15 protein-coding genes are annotated in these 15,838 nt (G+C 29.9%); 12 read left to right on the top strand and 3 right to left on the bottom strand.

Features of this window, described 5'->3' with window-relative positions; translation table 11 throughout:
* Positions 1 to 334 precede the first annotated feature (334 nt).
* From E6771_RS11580 to E6771_RS11535, 10 genes are all read left to right on the top strand, one after another.
* Positions 335 to 1,471 carry a cyclically-permuted mutarotase family protein gene (locus tag E6771_RS11580; protein ID WP_316091480.1) on the top strand — a complete coding sequence of 379 codons (1,137 nt, stop codon included), beginning with the start codon at positions 335 to 337 and terminating at the stop codon, positions 1,469 to 1,471.
* Between the two features lie 312 nt (positions 1,472 to 1,783).
* Positions 1,784 to 2,788 carry a LacI family DNA-binding transcriptional regulator gene (locus E6771_RS11575; protein WP_316091479.1) on the top strand — a complete coding sequence of 335 codons (1,005 nt, stop codon included), beginning with the start codon at positions 1,784 to 1,786 and terminating at the stop codon, positions 2,786 to 2,788.
* A 43-nt stretch (positions 2,789 to 2,831) separates the two neighbouring features.
* A complete protein-coding gene (locus tag E6771_RS11570; RefSeq protein WP_316091478.1) occupies positions 2,832 to 3,824 on the top strand; it encodes a sialic acid TRAP transporter substrate-binding protein SiaP in 993 nt (330 codons plus the stop codon).
* Between the two features lie 31 nt (positions 3,825 to 3,855).
* The gene (locus E6771_RS11565; RefSeq protein ID WP_316091477.1) at positions 3,856 to 5,709 is read left to right on the top strand and encodes a TRAP transporter large permease subunit; all 1,854 of its coding nucleotides are present in this window, start codon (positions 3,856 to 3,858) and stop codon (positions 5,707 to 5,709) included.
* A gap of 21 nt (positions 5,710 to 5,730) precedes the next feature.
* On the top strand, positions 5,731 to 5,847 hold the full coding sequence (locus tag E6771_RS11560; RefSeq protein ID WP_316091476.1) for an acetylxylan esterase: 117 nt from the start codon (positions 5,731 to 5,733) through the stop codon (positions 5,845 to 5,847).
* Between the two features lie 28 nt (positions 5,848 to 5,875).
* Entirely contained in the window at positions 5,876 to 6,073 is a 198-nt protein-coding gene (locus E6771_RS11555) for an acetylxylan esterase (RefSeq protein WP_316091475.1), read from the top strand.
* Positions 6,074 to 6,089: 16 nt separating this feature from the next.
* Complete coding sequence (locus tag E6771_RS11550; protein ID WP_316091474.1) at positions 6,090 to 6,995, top strand: ROK family protein; 906 nt, start codon at positions 6,090 to 6,092, stop codon at positions 6,993 to 6,995.
* A gap of 84 nt (positions 6,996 to 7,079) precedes the next feature.
* Positions 7,080 to 7,535, top strand: a complete 456-nt coding sequence (locus E6771_RS11545; RefSeq protein ID WP_316091473.1) for a YhcH/YjgK/YiaL family protein — start codon at positions 7,080 to 7,082, stop codon at positions 7,533 to 7,535.
* A 43-nt stretch (positions 7,536 to 7,578) separates the two neighbouring features.
* Positions 7,579 to 8,451 carry an N-acetylneuraminate lyase gene (gene nanA, locus E6771_RS11540; RefSeq protein ID WP_316091472.1) on the top strand — a complete coding sequence of 291 codons (873 nt, stop codon included), beginning with the start codon at positions 7,579 to 7,581 and terminating at the stop codon, positions 8,449 to 8,451.
* A 17-nt stretch (positions 8,452 to 8,468) separates the two neighbouring features.
* On the top strand, positions 8,469 to 9,143 hold the full coding sequence (locus tag E6771_RS11535; protein ID WP_316091470.1) for an N-acetylmannosamine-6-phosphate 2-epimerase: 675 nt from the start codon (positions 8,469 to 8,471) through the stop codon (positions 9,141 to 9,143).
* A gap of 161 nt (positions 9,144 to 9,304) precedes the next feature.
* Here the strand turns inward: E6771_RS11535 and E6771_RS11530 are convergent, their stop codons facing one another.
* Genes E6771_RS11530 through E6771_RS11520 form a run of 3 tightly spaced genes read right to left on the bottom strand, consistent with a single transcriptional unit; the run spans position 9,305 to position 11,765 of the window.
* The gene (locus tag E6771_RS11530) at positions 9,305 to 10,252 is read right to left on the bottom strand and encodes a 2-keto-3-deoxygluconate permease (RefSeq protein ID WP_316091469.1); all 948 of its coding nucleotides are present in this window, start codon (positions 10,250 to 10,252) and stop codon (positions 9,305 to 9,307) included.
* 17 nt (positions 10,253 to 10,269) lie between these two features.
* Positions 10,270 to 11,427 (bottom strand): UxaA family hydrolase, encoded by a 1,158-nt coding sequence (locus E6771_RS11525; RefSeq protein ID WP_316091468.1) that lies wholly within the window; start codon positions 11,425 to 11,427, stop codon positions 10,270 to 10,272.
* Positions 11,428 to 11,468: 41 nt separating this feature from the next.
* The gene (locus E6771_RS11520) at positions 11,469 to 11,765 is read right to left on the bottom strand and encodes a UxaA family hydrolase (protein WP_316091467.1); all 297 of its coding nucleotides are present in this window, start codon (positions 11,763 to 11,765) and stop codon (positions 11,469 to 11,471) included.
* 204 nt (positions 11,766 to 11,969) lie between these two features.
* Here E6771_RS11520 and E6771_RS11515 point away from each other — a divergent pair, with 204 nt between their 5' ends.
* Both E6771_RS11515 and E6771_RS11510 read left to right on the top strand, forming a co-directional pair.
* Positions 11,970 to 13,841 carry a sigma 54-interacting transcriptional regulator gene (locus tag E6771_RS11515; RefSeq protein ID WP_316091466.1) on the top strand — a complete coding sequence of 624 codons (1,872 nt, stop codon included), beginning with the start codon at positions 11,970 to 11,972 and terminating at the stop codon, positions 13,839 to 13,841.
* 127 nt (positions 13,842 to 13,968) lie between these two features.
* Complete coding sequence (locus E6771_RS11510; RefSeq protein ID WP_316091465.1) at positions 13,969 to 15,711, top strand: flavocytochrome c; 1,743 nt, start codon at positions 13,969 to 13,971, stop codon at positions 15,709 to 15,711.
* Positions 15,712 to 15,838 lie beyond the last annotated feature (127 nt).

Here is a 15,838-nt window from a genome sequence, read left to right as displayed (position 1 = left end):
ATAAAACATTTTTAAAAAAATGTAAAGTATTTTTTTGAAAAATTATCATATAAATTGTATATAAAACGATCGATTTTTTCTATTTAAGAAATAAAAATACTATAATAAAAGTTTAATAAAATCAAGAGATAAGAATATATATATTTTTTTAATAGTTGTTGTAAAAAATGATACTGTTTTAAGTAAATATGTTCTAAAAAATAAAAAAATGTTGACAAATAAAATTATTAGAGTTATTATCAAATTAATGAACACGAGTACAATTTAAAGTTTAAGAATTAATACAATCACTAAACTAAATAATATTTTTATAAATAAAAATGGGAGGTTTATGATGAAAAAATTTATTTTTACTGTAATATTATCTGGATTAATTTTAGGAGGATGTAGTTCAACAGAGGTGAAAAACCAAGGAATAGAAAGAAAAATAACTTGGGAGCATGCTGGAGATCTCCCTGCGCAGAAAGGGTTTGAAAAAAATATAGGAACTGCTGGAGTATTATCAGGTGTACTTGATGAAAAATATGTAGTAGTAGGGGGAGGAGCAAATTTTCCTTATGATACTGTATTAAATGGAGGAGCAAAGAAGCTTTATTCTGATGTATATCTTTTAGAAGAAAAAGATGGAAAGTTAGAAGTAGCAGAACATACTAATTTAGATAATGAAATTGGTTATGGAGCTTCTGTAACTGTAAAAGATGGAGTTTATTATATAGGAGGAGGGGCAACAGCAGAAGCAGATAATGATATATTATTTTTAAACATAAAAAATGGAAAATTGTCTGCAGAAAAAATAGGAGATTTACCATTTACTCTTCAAAATGGAACAGCAGTAGAAAAAGATGGAAAACTTTATATTATATCTGGAAAACAAAATGGAAAAGCTACAAATAAAATATATGAATATAATATTGCAACAGGAGAAATTAAGGAATTAGCACCAGTACCAGGAGGAGCAACTAGAACACAAGCTGTATCTCAAATACTTGATGGAAAATTGTATGTATTTAGTGGTGGAGATTCAACTGCATACACTGATGGGTATAAATATGATTTTGCAGCTGATAAATGGACTTCAGCAGCTTCTGTAGAATTAGATGGAAAAGGAATATCTCTTCTTGGAGCTTCTTCAGTGAAATTAAATGAAAAAGAAATGATGGTAATAGGTGGATTTAATAAAGAGGTATATGATAATGCAGTAGCTAACCTAGGTTCTTTAAAAGGAGAGGAGTTAGCAAGATTCAAAGCTGAATATTTTGGGGCAGACCCTGCTGAATTTAATTGGAATAGAGAAATACTTATATATAATTCTGACAGTGATTCATGGAAATCTATAGGGCAAGTGCCTTTTGATGCACCATGCGGAGAAGGGCTGGTTTTGATTGGAAATAAAATATTTTCAATTAATGGGGAGATTAAACCAGGTGTCAGAACAGCTAGAATGTATACAGGAACTATAATTAAAAAATAGTTAAAAATTTTAAGAAGAGAAATGATTGAGTTATAAAAAAGAAAAAGATTAGAAATTTTAAATAAAGGTATTTTAAAATCTGATCTGATTTTTGCTCAAATTTTCTCTTCTTTATGTTTATAGAAAAATAAAGAATTTTCTTTTAAATAATTCTTATTTTTTAACACGCAATAATTATTTCAGAGTATATAAGAACTTTTTGTTTAGAAATAGCATTAAAAAAACTTAAAAAAATCATTGACAAACTTAAGAATAAAAGTTATATTTATATTAATGAACACGCGAACATTTTAAGAGAAGGTGATTTTGAATATGATTACACAGAAAGAGATAGCAGAAAAATTAGGAATCAGCAGAACAACAGTTGCTAGGGCAATAAATGGGAGTTCATTGATTAAAGAAGAAACTAAAAATAAGATACTTGAACTTGTAAAAGAAATGAACTATGAAAAAAATTATATAGGAAGTTCTCTTGCAGGAAAAAGAGCAAAGAAAGTTTATTGTTTAGTGATTAATTCTAAAAATGTTTTTTATACTCAGGAAATAATAAAAGGATTAAAAGAGGCTGAAAAAGAATTTAAAGCATATAATTATAAATTAGAAATAATAACAAATGATATTAATGATCCAGAAAGTCAAATCAAGGAACTTAAAAAAGTTCTTGAAGCAGGAGATATGGATGGTTTAATTATAACACCTTTAGCCAAAGAAAAAGTATATGATATATTAAAACCATATTTGGAAAAAACTAATATAATTTCTTTAGGAATAAGACTTCATGAAAATATACCTCATGTGGGACCTGACCATTTAAGACAGGGAAAAATATCTGGAGGAATAATGAGTGCTCTTCTTAGAAAGGGAGAAAAGCTGTTGATTGTAGATAATGGTGATGACAAAATATCTTCAAAATTATACTTGAAAGGATTTTTAGAGAGAGTAAGAGAGACAGATATTGATATAGTGGGTCCATTAAATGGAAATGGAATAGAAAAAAGTATAGAACTTTTACAAAAGGTATGTGAAAAAGAAAAAATAAAGGGAATATATATAAATAGATACGCTCAGGATATTTTTGAAAAATTACCTTCAAAAATATTAAATGATAAAAAAATTGTAACAAATGGAATTGGAAAGAATATCAAGAGAATGATAAAAAATAAGATAATAACAGCAACTGTAATGGAAGAAATATCAGCTGAAGGATATAATGCTGGAAAAAAAATGTTTGATATTTTATATAAAGATGATGCAAAAACTGGAAACTGGGAAATATCAAAATCACATATTATCTTCTATGAGAACTTAAATGATTAAAAACATAAATCAAAAATAAATTAAAAGCAGGAGGTTTAAATTTATGAAAAGCACATTAAAAGTTTTAGGATTAGGAACAATGTTATTTGGTGTAATGACAACAGCAGCACTTGCAGCAGAATATAATTTAAAAATGGGAATGGTTCCAGGAACTGCATCTAATGAATATAAGGCAGCAGAATTTTTTGCAAATAAAGTAAAAGAGGAATCAAAGGGAAGAATAGAAATAGCTCTTTTTCCTAATGGGCAACTTGGAGATGACAGAAGTATGCTTGAGCAGGTATCAGGAGGAGCTCTGGATTTCTCATTTACAGAAATTGGAAGATTTGCAATATTCTTTCCAGAGGCTGAAGTATATGTATTGCCTTACATGATAAAAGATTTTGACCACGTGCACAAAGCAACTTTTGATACTGAATTTGGAAAAAATCTAATAAATAAAATAAATGAAGAACTAGGAATTACTATTTTATCACAGGCTTATAATGGAACTAGACAAACTACTTCAAATAGAGCTATTAATTCAATAGAAGATATGAAAGGATTGAAATTAAGAGTTCCAAATGCAGCATCCAATCTAAACTTTGCAAAATATACTGGAGCTGCACCTACACCTATGGCATTTTCAGAGGTATATCTTGCTCTTCAAACTAATTCAGTAGATGGACAGGAAAATCCATTGTCAGCAGTAAGAGCTCAAAAATTTTATGAAGTACAGCCATATCTTGCTATGACTAATCATATATTAAATGACCAGCTATATGTAATTGGAAATGAAACTCTAGAAAGTTTGCCTGAAGATTTACAAAAAGTAGTAAAAGATGCAGCTGAGGAAGCAGCACAATATCATACAAAATTATTTGTAGATGAAGAAGCTAGTTTGAAAGACTTCTTTGTACAGAAGGGTGTAAAGATAACTGAACCAAATTTAGATGAATTTAAAGCAAAAATGCAGCCTGTATATGATGAATTTATTAAGAAAAATGGAAAACTTGGTCAGCAGGCAGTGGATGAAATAACAGCAGCTGGAAAATAAATTGTGTAAAAGAGATAGGGTGGGAAAATAGATGAAAATTTTTGATAAATTAGAAGAATGGATAGGAGGGACACTTTTTGTCTGTATGTTTATAATACTTGTAATGCAGATAGTAGCAAGACAAGTCTTAGGAACACCTCTTATGTGGAGTGAAGAATTATCAAGCCTGTTATTTGTATATGTAGGAATGCTGGGAATTAGTATGGGTATCAGAAATCAGCAGCATGTACTTATAGATTTTCTTTGCAGCAGATTTTCTCCAAGAATGCAGAAAGTTGCATTTACTATTGTGCAGATAATAATTTTTATATCTATTATTTTTATGGGCTATTTAGGAAATAGTCTCTATAAGAAAAAATGGATATTTGAATTGGTATCATTAAAAATATCAGCAGGGTGGATGTACATAGCACTTCCTATTGTAGCAATACTTATGATGATACGTTTCTTTCAGGCTTATAAAGAAAATTATGATAATAAAAAAGTGATATTACATCCAGGAATTTTTTTAGCAGCTTTAGTAATTATTATAGGATTAATAATATATGATCCTAAAGTATTTAGATTATTCAGACTTGCTAACTATTATAAATTTGGACCTATAGCAGGATATGTAACTATTGGAATCTGGTTAGTAATGATTTTTATGGGAGTTCCTGTTGGGTGGTCCCTTATGGCAGCAACAATATTCTATTTCTCAATTACTAAATGGAATGTAATATATTTTGCTTCAGCTAAATTAGTAGACAGTCTTAATAGTTTTAGCCTTCTAAGTGTTCCTTTCTTTGTACTGACAGGAATATTGATGAATGGATCTGGTATTACAGAAAGAATATTTAATTTTGCAAAAGCTCTTCTAGGACACTTTACTGGTGGAATGGGACATGTAAATGTAGCTGCATCTCTTATTTTCTCAGGAATGTCTGGATCAGCTATAGCAGATGCTGGTGGACTTGGACAGTTGGAAATAAAAGCTATGAGAGATGCAGGATATGATGATGATATTTGTGGTGGTATCACAGCAGCTTCATGTATAATAGGACCTTTGGTTCCTCCAAGCATAAGTATGATAGTATATGGAGTAATTGCTAATCAATCTATTGCTAAATTATTTCTGGCAGGATTTGTTCCAGGAGTTCTTACTACAATAGCTTTAATGATAATGAATTATTTTGTATGTAAAAAAAGAGGATATAAAAAAGCTAAAAAAGCTACTTTTAAGGAACAGGTTGAAGCTTTTAAAAAATCTTTTTGGGCTTTAATAACTCCATTCATTATTATTGGAGGAATATTTTCAGGATTATTTACTCCTACAGAAGCAGCAGTAGTTGCAGCAGCTTATTCAGTTTTTCTAGGAGCTTTCATATATAAAGAATTAACTGTAAAATCCTTTTTCAAACATTGTATAGAAGCAATGGCTATTAGCGGAGTTACAGTTTTAATGATAATAACAGTTACATTCTTTGGAGATATGATTGCAAGAGAACAGATAGCTATGAAAATAGCAGCAGGATTTATGAAATATGCAAGTTCTCCATTGACTGTATTAATAATGATAAACTTATTATTACTATTTCTTGGAATGTTTATTGATGCTCTTGCACTTCAGTTCCTTGTACTTCCTATGCTTATTCCAGTGGCTGATAAAGTGGGAATAGATTTAGTATTCTTTGGAGTGATGACAACATTAAATATGATGATTGGAATACTTACTCCTCCTATGGGAATGGCTCTGTTTGTAGTAGCACAGGTAGGAAAAATGTCTGTAAGTACAGTAACAAAAGGTGTACTCCCATTTTTAATACCAATTTTCATAACATTAGTATTTATAACTATATTCCCAGGAATAATAACATTCCTTCCTAATTTAATAATGGGTGGATAATTGAAGAGAGGTAAATAAAAAATGCCATTAAGTGTTGATATGCCATTAGAACAATTAAAGAAATATCAAGGAAGAAGTAGTAAAACAGATGATTTTAATGAATATTGGGCAGATATAATGGATATTGTGATGGTTTGATTATATAAATATTAATAAAATTGGAGCAATGGGCTATTCTCTAAGTGGGGGAATAGCCTTAGCTCTTGCACTCTTAAATGTAAATATAAAAAAAGTGTTTGCTGTATATAATAAATTGTTATGCAGAAAAAGACATTTAATATTTCCAGAGTATGGATATGAAGATATGTTAAATAGTTTACAGGATGAAAACTTAAGATGGGCTATGGAATTTTTGAATGAGTAGAAACAAGGAGAAAAAATTGAAGATAGCAGGTATAGATATTGGTGGAACAATGATAAAGTATGGTCTGGTATCATTGGATGGAGAGATATCAGATGGGGGAGAAATTCCTACAGAAGCTGAAAAAGGTATAGAAAATTTATTCCAAAAAATATCTGACATAATAGAAATGTATCCCAAAAAAGAACTTTTGGGTATAGCTGTTTCTGGGACAGGACAGATAGATGGAAAGATTGGAAAAGTAATAGGAGGGAATGATATTATTCCTGGATGGATAGGAACAGATTTAGTAAAAAGGCTAGAGGATAAGTTTTCTCTTCCTGCAGTTCTGGAAAATGATGTAAATTGTGCAGCACTTGGTGAAAAGTGGCTTGGAGCAGGAAAAGGAAAAAAAGACTTTATATGTGTTACTATTGGAACAGGTATAGGTGGAGGTATTATCATAAATGATGATATTTTAAGAGGAGATACTTGTGTAGCAGGAGAGTTTGGACATATACAGATAATAAAAAACGGACTTGAGTGTATGTGCGGAAAAAAAGGATGTTATGAAAGATATGCTTCAGCAACAGCACTAGTAAGAATAGTTAAAGAAAAAACAGGTTTTAAATTAAATGGAAAAGAGATATTTACAAGAGAAAGAGCTGGAGAGCCTATATTTAAAGAGATAGTAGAAGAATGGATAGATTATTTTACAGATGGTTTGAGCACTATTACGTATATTTTTAATCCATCTCTTATAATTATAGGTGGAGGAATTACTAAACAGGGAGATTATCTTTTAAATAGAGTAAATAAAAATCTTGCATCAAAAATTGGTGTAAATTATAAGAAAAATCTTTCTGTAAAATTTGCAGAACTTGGAAATAATGCTGGTATGTTAGGGGCTGTTTATCTTTTGCTTAAAAGAATTGGCAAACTTTAAAAATAAAAAGGATTGACAAAATATTTAAAAAGGTATAAATTTAAATAAATGTTCACGAGAACAGAATGATTGAAAGGAAGAAAAATGATATATGGTGAAATAAAAGACCTTAATCAATATAAGGGAATATCTAAAAATCTTGATAAAGCAATAGAATATATATTAAATGGAGAATATAAAAAAGGAATTCCAGGAAAAAATATTATAGATGGAGATAACTTATATTTTAATTATCCAGATTGTGCAATGACAAAAGAGGTAAAAGATGGATTTTTTGAAGGGCATAAAAAATATATAGATATACATGTAGTCATATCTGGAGAAGAGAATCTGGGATATACTCCTCATTCAGAAGTAACTGTAAAACAGGAGTATAATTCAGAAGGGGATTGTGAGTTATATGATGGAGAGCTAAAAAATGTGTTTCATGTAACAGAAGACAGATTTATAATGTTTTTCCCAGATGAGCCTCATATGGCATTGCTTAAAGTAGGAGAAATAAAAGAAATAACAAAGGTAATATTTAAAGTATTAGTTTAATTTTAAGTAAATAATAAAAAATAAAATATATTAGGAGGAACAAATGAAAGGAATATTTTCAGCTTTAATGGTACCATATAATGAGGATGGATCTATAAATGAAAAAGGGTTAAGAGAGATAGTAAGACATAATATTGATAATATGAAAGTTGATGGGTTATATGTAGGTGGAAGTACTGGAGAAAACTTTATGATTTCTACAGAAGAAAAGAAAAGAATATTTGAAATAGCTATAGATGAAGCTAAAGATCAAGTACAGCTTATAGCTCAAGTGGGAAGTATTAATGTATTTGAATCAGTAGAGTTGGGAAAATATGCAACTGAACTAGGATATAAATGTCTTTCAGCTGTAACTCCATTCTACTATAAATTTAGTTTTGAAGAAATTAAAGAATATTATTTTACAATAGTAAGAGAAACTGAAAATAACATGATTATTTATTCTATTCCATTTTTAACTGGAGTTAATATGTCTGTTGCTCAATTTGGAGAGTTATTTGCTAATGAAAAAATAATTGGGGTTAAATTTACAGCTGGAGATTTCTTTCTGTTAGAAAGAATGAGAAAAGCTTATCCAAATAAATTAATTCTTGCAGGATTTGATGAAATGCTTTTACCAGCAGCAGTTCTTGGAATTGATGGAGCTATTGGAAGCACATATAATGTAAATGGATTGAGAGCAAAAGAAATATTTAAATTAGCAAAAGAAGGAAAAATTGCTGAAGCTTTAGAAATACAACATGTAACTAATGATCTTATTGAAGGTATTTTAGCAAATGGATTATATGGAACTATCAAAGAAATAATGAAACTTCAAGGAGTAGATGCAGGATATTGCAGAAGACCTATGGCAAAAGTAACTCCTGAACAAGTGGCTGGAGCTAAAGTACTTTTTGATAAATACCTTGCTAAATAAAGAAAGGTGATATTATAATGAATAGACTGAAAAAAGTAAAAGGAAAACTTATTGTTTCATGCCAGGCTTTAGAAGATGAACCACTTCATAGTTCCTTCATAATGGGAAGGATGGCCTATGCAGCATTAGTTGGTGGAGCTTCTGGAATAAGAGCTAATACTGTGTCAGATATTCAGGAAATCAAGAAAAATGTTGATCTTCCAATTATTGGAATAATCAAGCACCAGTATGGAGATAATCAAGTGTATATAACTCCTACAATGAAAGAAATAGATGCTCTGGCAGCAGAAGGTGTGGAAGTAATAGCTTTAGATGGAACAAAGAGAGAAAGACCTGATGGGAATACATTAGAAAATCTTATGAAAGAAGCTAAAATTAAATATCCAAACCAATTATTTATGGCAGATATATCTTCAGCAGAAGAAGCTGTTGAAGCAGAAAGAGTAGGATTTGATATAGTGGGAACTACTTTAGTAGGATATACAGAATACACAAAAGGAAATGACCCTTTAACAGAATTAGAAAAAGTTATAAAAGCTGTTACTGTACCTGTAATTGGAGAAGGAAATATTGATACTCCTGTAAAAGCAAAAAAAGCTTTAAAACTAGGAGCATATGCAGTGGTAGTTGGTGGAGCTATAACTAGACCCCAGCAGATTACAAGGAAATTTGTAACAGAAATGGAAGATTAAAAATATAAGGAAAGAATTGTCTTATAGTAAGCTTTAAATTTTAGACAATTAATTAGAATTTTTTAAAAGTATAAATTATGATTAATATAGATATATTTATTTATGATAGATTTATGCTAATAGAAGATATAAAAGGCTGATCACAAGATCAGCCTTTAGTTTTAAATCTGAATAGATTCTTTTTTCCTTTGATTATATTTATATACATAAGTTGTTAAAACAGGTACCAAAAATGCTGTAAGTATAGTTGAAGCAGCAACTTGAGCAGTGGCTATTTTAGCAGTTTCTAAAAGTCTTGGATCCATAGCAGCAATGGCTAAAGGTGTAGCAACAGCATTTCCAGATGTACTAGAGATCGCTGCACCAGCTATTCCGCTGCCTCCAGTTATTTTATCTGAAAGAATATTAAATATTCCACCAATTATTACTGTCATAAGTCCAAGTATCACTCCAGGTATACCAGCTTTTACAAGCATAGAAAGGTTTATCCCACATCCTAATCCAAAAGCAAAGAATGGAATCATAACTCCTCCAGCTTTTGATAAAAATTCTTTCATATCTTCATCAAGATTTCCAAGTAGTGCACCTAAGAGAATAGGAATAACAGCTCCAATTAATATAGAAAAAGGAATAGCGGCAACTCCAGCACTTCCCAGAGCTATCATAGTAAGAAATGGACCATCATTTAAAGAAACTATTGCAATAGCTCCAGTGTCAGTGGCATCTCCAAATTCACCAGTTAAGGCAGCATAAAGTCCACCATTGCTATTTGTCATAGCAGATATTATTGCTAATGCTGAAAGGCCAAATAATCCTTCAGTTCCCATAAACTTACTTACAAGAACTCCAATAACTGCACCTATTAAAAATTTTGAAATTGTAATGACAGAACCTTTTTTTATAACCTGAGGTGCTGCTTTTAAATTTATTTCAGCTCCCATGCATACTAAGAAAACAGCTAATATGGGCATTGCACCTCTAGCTAGATTAGTAGTAAAACTACCTATATCTAAGATCTGTGGACAGAATGTATTCATTACAGCCCCAATAATAAGAGGCACTACCATCATTCCACCTGGAATTTTTTCAATACTTTTTTTTATTTTCATATAATTCACTCCTTGTATTAGAATGTTGGTGCTATTTTATAAATACAGAACTCTCTATGTTTTAATGCTTCAGCCTTAGTAATTTTTCCATTGCAGACTTCAACTATTTCTTCAAATAATTTTTCACCCATTTCTTTTATAGTTTTATGACCTGAAACAATTTCAGATACATCAAAGTCTATATTATCTTCCATATTTTTAAAAGTATGGAAGTTCCCTGTAAGTTTGATGACAGGAGCAAGTGGATTACCAGTTGGAGTTCCTCTACCTGTTGTAAAGATAACAACCTGAGCTCCACCAGCTACCATTCCTGTTATTGATTCAATATCTTGTCCTGGTGTATCCATTATAAAGAGACCTTTTTCAGCAGGAATATCAGCATATTGAAGTACACCTTGGAATGGAGCAGTACCAGATTTATGAATACATCCAAGGGATTTTTCTTCAATAGATGTCAACCCACCTTCAATATTTCCAGGAGTTGGCTGTCCACCTCTGATATCTTCTCCTAATGCTATTGCCCTTTCTTCACATCCTCTCACTAAATCAAGAATTTCTTGAGAAACTTTTTCATTTATACCTCTTCTTGCGACAACATGTTCAGCTCCAATAAATTCAGTAGTTTCTGATAAAATACTAGTTCCTCCCATTTCTACAAGTATATCTGATGCTACTCCGCAAGTAGGATTTGAAGCTAATCCTGATGTTGTATCAGAGCCTCCACATTCCATTCCAAGAATAAGTTCTGAAATATCACATTCTACTTTTTTCTCTAATGAAAGTTCTTGTGCAAATTTTCTAGAAATAGAAACTCCCTTTGCAAAAGCTTTAAGAGTTCCCCCTTCTCCCTGTATAGTTATCATTTCTACTTTTTTTCCAGTTTTCTTTATTTCATTATATACTTCTAGAGGCTCAGCTCCTTCACAACCAAGTCCAACTACTAATACAGCTCCAACATTGGGATGAATTCCTGTATTGACAATAGTTTTTAATGTAAGTCTTGCGTCTCCTCCTAATTGACAGCATCCAAAAGTATTGTTGATGTGAGTACTTCCTTCAACTGCTCTAGAAATATCTTCAGCTAACTTATTAGAGCATACACTAGTTGCTAAAATAAGTACATAGTTTCTTATTCCTACTTTTCCATCATTTCTTCTGTATCCCATAAATTTCATATTAATTTCCTCCTGAATTTTTTATTTATGTTAAAAAATTATTATTGATGTTTTTTATCTCCTCTTCCTCTATCACTTTCTACATTATGGACATGAACATGTTCCCCTATAGAAATATCTTGAGTTGCAGTTCCAATACTTTCACTGTATTTTATAACATGTTCCCCTTTTTTAATGTCTTTAATAGCAAATTTGTGACCAAATCTAACATCTTCTTTCATAACTACTTCAATTACTTCATCCCCCAGAAACATTTTGGCAATATCTCCTTTTTTTAAATCAACAGTTGCAGTAGCTAAAGAATCATTTTTTGTTACTATAACACCTTGTTTTTCCATTTTAAGCCTCCTTGAATTTTATTATCTGCCATAGATATATAAAGCAATTTTTATGCCATAATATTGAAAAAAATAAAAAATAACCGAAAGTAGTGAATAAATTTAAATCAGAATATTATAAAGAATAAAAAATAATGATATAATATAAAATATATTATAAAAACGTTGTATTTTGCAGCTGTAAATTTCACTGTAGGAGGAAAAATGAAAAGAATATGCTTGCTTGCACCATATAAAGACTTCTTAGAACATGAAGAAAGTGATAAATTTTTAATAAAAAAATACGCTAATTTAACAGAAGCTGTAAAAGTGGCTAAAGATTTTCAAAATAATGATGGAGAAATAATTATAACAAGAGGAGGTACAGCAAACATAATCAGAGAAAATACCTCTCTTACAGTAATAGAAATAGAAATATCCAGTATAGAAATATTGAAAACATTAAAGAAAATAGAAAAAACAGATACTCCATTAGGGATAGTAGGATATAAAAATGCAGTATATAAATGCAGTTATTTAGCTAATATAGCTGGATTTAAAGAAACATACGAAGTGATATTTGATGAAGAGCAAAGTTATAATAAATATTTGAATACTCTTGAAGAGCTGATATATGAAAAGAAAGTGAAAATTTTTATAGGAGATACAGTACTTTTAAATACTTTAGAGAAAAAGCCATATTATATAGACTTTTATCTTATAAAATCAGAGTATAATTCTATTCATAAGGCTTTTGAAGAGGCTAAAAAAATGTTGGAGTTTAAAGAGAATGAAAAAATAAAAAATAGATATCTGACAGCCATTCTTAATAATACAGATTGTGGAATGATATATACAGACAATGAGGGAAAAATAGGGCATTACAATTCTATGGGAAATAAATTATTTAATAATAAGATATATATAGATGATAATATTTTTGATTTTATACAAGAGATAGACAGGGAATTTATCTTTGGATTAAAAGATGAAGTGAAAAATATACTTATTGATACCAAAAAAGAGAAAGTATCTATGGATATAACGCCTGTACAACAGTCAGAGAATAAAAATAACTTTCTTTTTATTTTTAGAAGATTTAAAAATATAGAAGAATCAGCAAATAGCTTAAGAAAATCTTTAGTCAATTTAGAGTTTTCAGCAAAACATACATGGAAAGACTTAGTAACTTGTAATAAAAATTTTGAAGAAATTAAAAAAATTGCAAGGCACTATGCAGGAACAGAAAATACTATACTTATAACAGGGGAAAGTGGAACTGGAAAAGAACTGTTTGCTCAAAGTATACATAATGGTAGCAAAAGAAAAAACGAACCCTTTATAGCTTTTAATTGTGCTAATATTTCAGAGAATCTTATAGAGAGTGAGCTTTTTGGATATGAGGAAGGAGCTTTTACTGGAGCAAAGAGAAGAGGGAAAAAAGGCTTATTTGAACTTGCACATAAGGGAACTATTTTTTTAGATGAAATATCAGAGATTCCATATCACCTTCAAAATAAATTTTTAAGAGTTCTTCAAGAAAAATGTTTTAGAAGAGTAGGTGGAGAAGAAACTATATATGTAGATGTGAGAGTTGTAGCAGCTACAAATAAAAATCTTTCTTTATTGTGTGAAGAGGGAAAATTCAGAACAGATCTTTTTTATAGATTGAATGTGCTGGAAATAGAAACTATACCATTAAGAAAAAGAAAAGAAGATATCTTTATTACTGGAAATCATATATTAGAGAAAGAACTTCTTGGCTTGAATCTTTTTGAAGTGGAAAGATTTACAAATATATTGGAAAAATTATCTGAATATTCATTTCCAGGAAATGTAAGAGAACTGGAAAATATAATAAAAAGAGTGGTAGTATTAAAAATAAATTTAAAACTCTCAGATGATAAAATATTAAGTCTTCTTCCTTTAGGAAAAACTAAAAAGAGAAAGAATGAATTTTCAAATATGACACTTAGAGAAATAGAAAAAAAGATAGTGGAAGAAATACTTGAAGAGGAAAGCAATAATAAGACAAAAACAGCTGTTAAATTGGGAATAGATAGAGGAACATTGAATAGAATATTAAAAGAAAAGTAAATTATTTTTTAAATTATATAAAAAATTAAGAAATAGATGTAAATATTCTAAAAAATTAGTTTTTATATTGACCAAAAAGATAGATAATGGTATTATAAAATATAAGAATAAAAATTGAGGAGGATGTATGAAGAAAATAGGAATAATTTTTGGAATTTTAATTTTGTGTACAACTATTTTTGGGGAAATACAGAAATATGAAACTGATGTAGTAATAATAGGTGCTGGTGGAGCTGGGATGACAGCTGCTATTGAAGCCTTTGATGCTGGAGCAAATGTAATCTTACTTGAAAAAATGGCTTTTCCTGGTGGGAATACAGTAAGATCAAAGGGTGGATTAAATGCTGCAGAAACTTCTACTCAAAAAGAAATGAAAATAACAGACAGTGTTAAAGATTTTTATGAAGATACTATGAAGGGAGGAAAAGATATAAATAATCCTGAAGTAGTGAAGTATTTTACAGAAAATTCAGCAGATACTGTAGAATGGTTAAAGGGAATAGGAATGGATTTAAATGATGTAGGGGCAGGAGCAGGGGCAAAAAATCCTCGTATGCACAGACCAACTGGAGGAATAAGTATAGGTGGAGTTCTTGTTAAAACTTTAGCTGAAAATGTTGAAAAGAGAAATATAAGAGTTTTTTATAGAACTGAAGCACAAAGTCTCATAATAAATAATGGAAAAATTGAAGGAGTAAAGGCTAAAGATTTGATTAGAAATAATGAGATTGAGATATCTTCTAAAGCTGTTGTAATAGCTACTGGTGGATTTGCTGCAAATGAAGAATTATATACAAAATATCGTAAGGATCTGAAAGGATTTATAACTACAAATCATCCAGGAGCAGATGGAAGTGGAATAGTAATGGCTGAGAAAGCAGGAGCAGAATTGGTAGATATGGAATATATTCAGACTAATCCAACTGTTGAACAATCTAAAGCTGAAGTTATTTCAGAATCTGTAAGAGGTAATGGAGCTATATTTGTAAATAAAAAAGGAATACGTTTTATTAGTGAAATGGAAACTAGAGATAAACTTTCAGCAGTCATTCTTGAGCAGCCTGAAGAATATGTTTATATAATATTTGATCAAGGTCTTAGAGAAAGAATGAAGGCAGTAGAAGAAATGAATCAGATAGGTATATTAATAACAGGAAAAGATATTAAAGAACTTGCAGGAAAAATTTCTGTAGATCCTAAAGTGTTAGAAGAGTCAATAGCTAAATGGAATAGTTATGTAAAAAATGGGAAAGATGAAGAATTTGGAAGAACAACAGGAATGAAATTTACTTTAGAAAAAGGGCCATTTTATGCAATTCCAGTAGCACCAGGAGTTCATCATACTATGGGAGGAATCAAAATTAATTCAAAAACTGAAGTTTTAGATAAAAATAATAAAGCAATAAAAGGTCTTTATGCAGCTGGAGAAGTAACTGGTGGAGTACATGGTGCTAATAGACTTGGTGGAAATGCTGTTGCTGATATAATTATCTTTGGTCGTCAAGCAGCAAAACAATCAATTGAATACATAGGGAAAAACAAGTTGATTGGAAATAAAAAAATTGAAAAAGTTGAATCAATAATAAAAATTAATTCAGAATTAAAAGCTCAGTATAAAGATGGAACATATAAAGCTACATCTAAAGGTCATAATGGAGATGTTACTGTTGAAGTTGTTGTAAAGAATGGATTTATAGACAGCATAAAAACAGTAGAATCAAAAGAAACAGAAATGATATTTAAAGGTGTAGAAAATGAAATGATACCAGCAATGATATATAATCAAACATCTGATGTAGATATGGTTACAGGGGCTACTGTATCAAGTAGAGCTGTAAGATCAGCAGTTAAAAAAGCGTTACAAAATTAATAATTGGGAAGCCATTTGCTAATGGCTTCTTTTTTATTTCTTAGGAAATTATAATTTGATAAATTTGTTGAAAAAATAAAAAATATTAATTATTTTAGCTTCATATTAGATATATTTAATCGAATAA

Origin of the sequence: Fusobacterium sp. (assembly GCF_032477075.1) — a bacterium.
Classification (GTDB): Bacteria; Fusobacteriota; Fusobacteriia; order Fusobacteriales; family Fusobacteriaceae; genus Fusobacterium_A.
Note: the sequence above shows the minus strand (reverse complement) of the source record. Positions and strands in the feature narration are given on the sequence as shown.

What these genes read in the sequence shown, in the direction of transcription:
- E6771_RS11575 (WP_316091479.1), top strand. Translation starts at nt 1,784, where the DNA reads ATGATTACACAGAAAGAGATAGCAGAAAAATTAGGAATCAGCAGAACA.
- E6771_RS11570 (WP_316091478.1), top strand. Translation starts at nt 2,832, where the DNA reads ATGAAAAGCACATTAAAAGTTTTAGGATTAGGAACAATGTTATTTGGT.
- E6771_RS11515 (WP_316091466.1), top strand. Translation starts at nt 11,970, where the DNA reads ATGAAAAGAATATGCTTGCTTGCACCATATAAAGACTTCTTAGAACAT.
- E6771_RS11510 (WP_316091465.1), top strand. Translation starts at nt 13,969, where the DNA reads ATGAAGAAAATAGGAATAATTTTTGGAATTTTAATTTTGTGTACAACT.
- E6771_RS11535 (WP_316091470.1), top strand. Translation starts at nt 8,469, where the DNA reads ATGAATAGACTGAAAAAAGTAAAAGGAAAACTTATTGTTTCATGCCAG.
- E6771_RS11565 (WP_316091477.1), top strand. Translation starts at nt 3,856, where the DNA reads ATGAAAATTTTTGATAAATTAGAAGAATGGATAGGAGGGACACTTTTT.
- E6771_RS11580 (WP_316091480.1), top strand. Translation starts at nt 335, where the DNA reads ATGAAAAAATTTATTTTTACTGTAATATTATCTGGATTAATTTTAGGA.
- E6771_RS11530 (WP_316091469.1), bottom strand. Translation starts at nt 10,252, where the DNA reads ATGAAAATAAAAAAAAGTATTGAAAAAATTCCAGGTGGAATGATGGTA.
- nanA (WP_316091472.1), top strand. Translation starts at nt 7,579, where the DNA reads ATGAAAGGAATATTTTCAGCTTTAATGGTACCATATAATGAGGATGGA.
- E6771_RS11555 (WP_316091475.1), top strand. Translation starts at nt 5,876, where the DNA reads ATGGGCTATTCTCTAAGTGGGGGAATAGCCTTAGCTCTTGCACTCTTA.
- E6771_RS11545 (WP_316091473.1), top strand. Translation starts at nt 7,080, where the DNA reads ATGATATATGGTGAAATAAAAGACCTTAATCAATATAAGGGAATATCT.
- E6771_RS11525 (WP_316091468.1), bottom strand. Translation starts at nt 11,427, where the DNA reads ATGAAATTTATGGGATACAGAAGAAATGATGGAAAAGTAGGAATAAGA.
- E6771_RS11560 (WP_316091476.1), top strand. Translation starts at nt 5,731, where the DNA reads ATGCCATTAAGTGTTGATATGCCATTAGAACAATTAAAGAAATATCAA.
- E6771_RS11520 (WP_316091467.1), bottom strand. Translation starts at nt 11,765, where the DNA reads ATGGAAAAACAAGGTGTTATAGTAACAAAAAATGATTCTTTAGCTACT.